At 54.2% G+C, this 4,033-nt stretch carries 3 protein-coding genes; 1 reads left to right on the forward strand and 2 read right to left on the reverse strand.

Annotation, left to right across the window (positions count from 1 at the left end):
• Positions 1–336 precede the first annotated feature (336 nt).
• Entirely contained in the window at positions 337–1,293 is a 957-nt protein-coding gene (locus tag HDE80_RS21960) for a LysR substrate-binding domain-containing protein (RefSeq protein ID WP_255484090.1), read from the reverse strand.
• Between the two features lie 82 nt (positions 1,294–1,375).
• Between HDE80_RS21960 and HDE80_RS21965 the strand changes: the two genes are divergently transcribed.
• On the forward strand, positions 1,376–2,089 hold the full coding sequence (locus HDE80_RS21965; RefSeq protein WP_184674452.1) for an SDR family oxidoreductase: 714 nt from the start codon (positions 1,376–1,378) through the stop codon (positions 2,087–2,089).
• A 207-nt stretch (positions 2,090–2,296) separates the two neighbouring features.
• On the opposite strand, the gene HDE80_RS21970 is transcribed toward HDE80_RS21965, so the two are convergent.
• The gene (locus tag HDE80_RS21970) at positions 2,297–3,331 is read right to left on the reverse strand and encodes a hypothetical protein (RefSeq protein ID WP_255484092.1); all 1,035 of its coding nucleotides are present in this window, start codon (positions 3,329–3,331) and stop codon (positions 2,297–2,299) included.
• Positions 3,332–4,033 lie beyond the last annotated feature (702 nt).

Here is a 4,033-nt window from a genome sequence, read left to right on the forward strand (position 1 = left end):
GCAACGTGTTGATTGAGTAAGGAGATTCGTGGGGAAACCTCAGGAGCAGAGTGCACTTTCTTTGAGGCCAATGCCCTGGAAAGTCGACTCTGCCCTCGGTTTCGAACAGCATTCGACAGAAATCGGCCAAGAAGAGACGGTCGTCGCTTTATTCATGTCGCCCGATAGCGGCCGTTGGAAGCTTGCTGTGGCGCTGAACTTGCGGCCAAGTCAACCGCCCTCACAAGGGGCCGATGACGACCGCCGCGACCGTGGCTGAGGAAACAGTGATCACGAACCCTAGGCAGTGGTCCGCTTGACTTTCTCCGTCCCGATTTCCGTGCAGTGGGGACTCGCTTATGGAGAAGCATTTTTGCAAATACCAAAGATGGTATCGCGAAGCCAGCGGTGGGCAGGATCCGCATGTAGGCGGGGATGCCAAATCGCCGACACGCTAATAGCTGGCGTTCGCACGGGAAGTTCAAAGTGCTCAATGCCCTCGCTTTCTGCATGATGGCCCGGTGACGCGCTGCCAAGGGATGAATGCGGGACGAGTCCGACAAGATCCGAATAGCGCACGATCTGCATCGCGTTGGCGAAGGTCGGCACGACCATTGAAATGATTCTCGATTGGCCCAGCAGGGCCAATGCATCATCCACCGGTCCGGTGAATTGCGGTTTGCGCGACACCACCACGTGCGAACAGCTGGCATAGCGTTTCGCGCTCACCCTGGTCAAAAGGGGGTGGCCAGTTCGACAGATGCCCACAAAGCGATCACGAATCAACAGCCGTGTCCTGAGCTCCGGCGCAGCGGTTCCGAGCACGCCGACCTCCAGATCGATCATGCCTTCCCGCAGTGCCCGTGCATCCTTGTCAGGCTTCGATACAAACCGAATACGAACGTGGCGCGCGGTTTGAGCGATCGCCGCCATGAGCGATGCGCCTACCAGATCGACGAATCCGTCATTTGCACGAATCGTGAAAGTTCGCTCCAGCGTGGCCAGGTCCACGGTGCTGTTGGCGGGTTGGAGCACGGCCCTGGCGTTGCGGGCAAGTTCATGCGCGCGTTCGCCGAGTTGCTCAGCATACGGGGTGGGAACCAGCGTCCGCCCCGCCAAGACGAGCAGTTGATCCCCTGTCGCTGTCCGCAGTCTCGAAAGCGTCCTGCTCATTGCCGAGGGACTCACGCCGAGTCTTTGCGCAGCCTTGGTCACGCTGCATTCGGCAAGTAGTACGTCCAACGCCGTGAGGAGATTCAAGTCCACGTATGGCATGCCATGTCGTCTCCCGGATTGGCCAGCATTGAGTTTCATGCAATCGATTATTGCATCCAGTGTGTCTGGTGCAATCCATCTTCGTCGACGAAACTCGGGGCTTTCCCGCTCAGGCATAATCATGACCCACTCAAGTAGCAGCAAAGCCCCCACCATTCTGATCATCGGCGCCTCGCAAGGCCTGGGGCACGCCATGGCCGCGGAATGCGTAAAAAGAGGATGGAACGTCGTCGGTACGGTGCGCGAAGCCACCCGGACCGAACTGCACGAGCTGGCGGACGAACACGCAGCTTATGTCGAGATCGAACACCTCGACGTGACCGCACTCGAGCAGATCGCGGCGCTACGCGACCGACTATCTGGACGCCGCTTCGATATTCTTTTCGTCAACGCAGGCACCGCAAACAAGAACGAGGGCGAGACCATCGCGGACGTTTCCACGGAGGAGTTCGTGCATGTGATGGTCACCAACGCGCTCAGTCCGTTGCGGGTCATTGAAGCGTTGCAGCACCTCGTGCCGGCCGACGGCCTAATTGGCGTCATGTCGTCGGGGCAGGGCAGCATCACCGGCAATGAAAAAGGTGGACACGAGATTTATCGCGGCAGCAAGTCGGCGCTGAATCAATACATGCGCAGCTACGCCGCGCGCCAGTCCACCGTGCCGCGGGCATTGCTGTTGCTGGCGCCGGGCTGGATTCGTACCGCGTTGGGCGGGCCGAACGCGCCGTCAGGCCTTGAGGAAACCATTCCAGACATCGTGAACACGCTGCTCTCGAAACGGGGTAGACCGGGGCTGGAGTTTCTTGACCGCATGGGACGCACGGTCCCGTGGTGACCGGAGAGAAACCGGGGTCGAGTTGGACCCCGTTCGAGCTTCAAAACGGGATGGAATGAGAGATGTCCTTCGTGCCCATGTAGAGCACGAAGGACAGGTCACTCGTAGTCACGCAAGTGCGTGCAATCGGTTAGTCAGCAACATTTCGAAATCAAAGTGCAGCGAGAGGAAGTTGCGATCATGCATAATCTAAATCAAGTCCGAGTCCTAGTTTGACTCAGTGAAAGTCATGGATGGGTTGGAACTAGGCGATCCAGCTAAAGTGCTGCAGCTTCCCAACGTTAGGTTATTCGTTTCACCCGTTGTCCCTGCATTCTGAACACAAGTGGGTGCATAATAAACACTGCCTTGTTCGCCGAGCTGATTAAATACAGTGATGGATGATCCTTGATTAAAGGTTGCTGCTGAACCGCCACCATCGCCAAAAATATTGAATTCTGATTCTTTCCAGTCGCTTGAAAGATCAACGACGCTGTCTGGCTCGCGAATCGCATAAAAGTCGACTCCAGACGTTATATAGTCATCTCCTGTGCCAAGCCCGACTTGATCAACGCCACCTGGGATGGCATTAGCCCAAATCGAAAGCTGATTTAGCTCAGAGATGGCTATCTTCGGCACCGATACGGCGGCACTGTTCTTATAACAACTATCGCCATCAGTATTCCATCCGCTCGGACAGGTGCCATAGTCAATTAACCAATATTGCATAAAAACCGCTTGTTCGCCGGACGAATAGATAAATTGTTGCCACGCAAGGCAACCTGAATGCCCATTACATGCTGCCGTGCTCATGAAGTTTGAATTAAGCTGGAGCGAATAATCATTTGCTCCTAAAGATCCAGTTTCACTCGTTACGCCAGAGACCGTTGGAAAATCCCCGACTGAATAAGTCAGCAATCCTGGAACTTCCGCTACATAGTCCGTACCATCCCCAACCGTTTGCGCCTGAAACTTCGCAAAAGCTGCCGCGCCTAGAAAATTGCTGCTGCTCTTAGGCCACTTTGCAAACGGTCGATTAGGCGCCGCGGTGCAGCCCACTTGCGCCCATTCCGTCTGCGGGTAGGAGATATGAAAACATCCTGTTTTATTTGGCGGCGAAGCATGCATAACTGTATTCCGCCAAGATTGTCGCGCCTGCGCCTCGATGTTGTCGTGGGTATATCCTTGTGAAAAGCCAACTGAGCAAAACGAGAACATTGACGCAGCCATAATGGCCGCACTAACTACATTGAGTTTTGACATGTCATCTCCGTATAGTGGGTTTAAATGTTATCGATGGTTCAACTACAGTCGCGAATTATCCTAACGCCTTCGACTCGCTTGATAATAAGGCGCAGGGCATGGTGCCCGTTGGTTACGAGCTTACAAACGTGGGCATGGGGTTCGATGGTGTTATCCGATGCAGCAACTTACATTTGTCGCCTGGTTCTACCTTTAGCTCCTGCTGAAAGCATGGTAATTGCCATATGACTTCCTTTTCTTTTGGTAGGCGATAAGAATGTAATTAAGAAAAGAGACTGCGGAGGCGAGTGTCAATGTTCTTAGTCTCGGAGACATATACACGTATTTTTTTTTAGTGTCTAGTCCGGAATGGTTATTTCTTGATGCAGTAAATAGTTACGGCTGCCAAGTCCGTATTGTCAGAGCGCGCGGCGGCAGATTGTAGTTATATGCCTAGCAGGTTGTTGAGAAACTCCCGGTGCCGTCGCGGTAATAGCTTGCCTCAATCGCAGCGCGGTCAGTCTTATCGCCGTCTCGACGTCCAGCAGCCTGGCATGTTCTTCTACGTATCCATGAGAAAAGGTGTCACGGACAATTTGTTCCGGCTACCGGAGTGTTTAAATTGTCCCTGACACGAATGGTACTTACTTAAGCCTCTTCGGGTGGCCAAATCGCCGTATTTTGTCGCGAGCGATGGGACGTGGTTGAGTGAGGAGCGGCAAC

Origin of the sequence: Rhodanobacter sp. A1T4, from assembly GCF_014207185.1 — a bacterium.
In the GTDB taxonomy this organism is placed as follows: domain Bacteria; phylum Pseudomonadota; class Gammaproteobacteria; order Xanthomonadales; family Rhodanobacteraceae; genus Rhodanobacter.

What these genes read in the sequence shown, in the direction of transcription:
- HDE80_RS21965 (WP_184674452.1), top strand. Translation starts at nt 1,376, where the DNA reads ATGACCCACTCAAGTAGCAGCAAAGCCCCCACCATTCTGATCATCGGC.
- HDE80_RS21970 (WP_255484092.1), bottom strand. Translation starts at nt 3,331, where the DNA reads ATGTCAAAACTCAATGTAGTTAGTGCGGCCATTATGGCTGCGTCAATG.
- HDE80_RS21960 (WP_255484090.1), bottom strand. Translation starts at nt 1,293, where the DNA reads ATGAAACTCAATGCTGGCCAATCCGGGAGACGACATGGCATGCCATAC.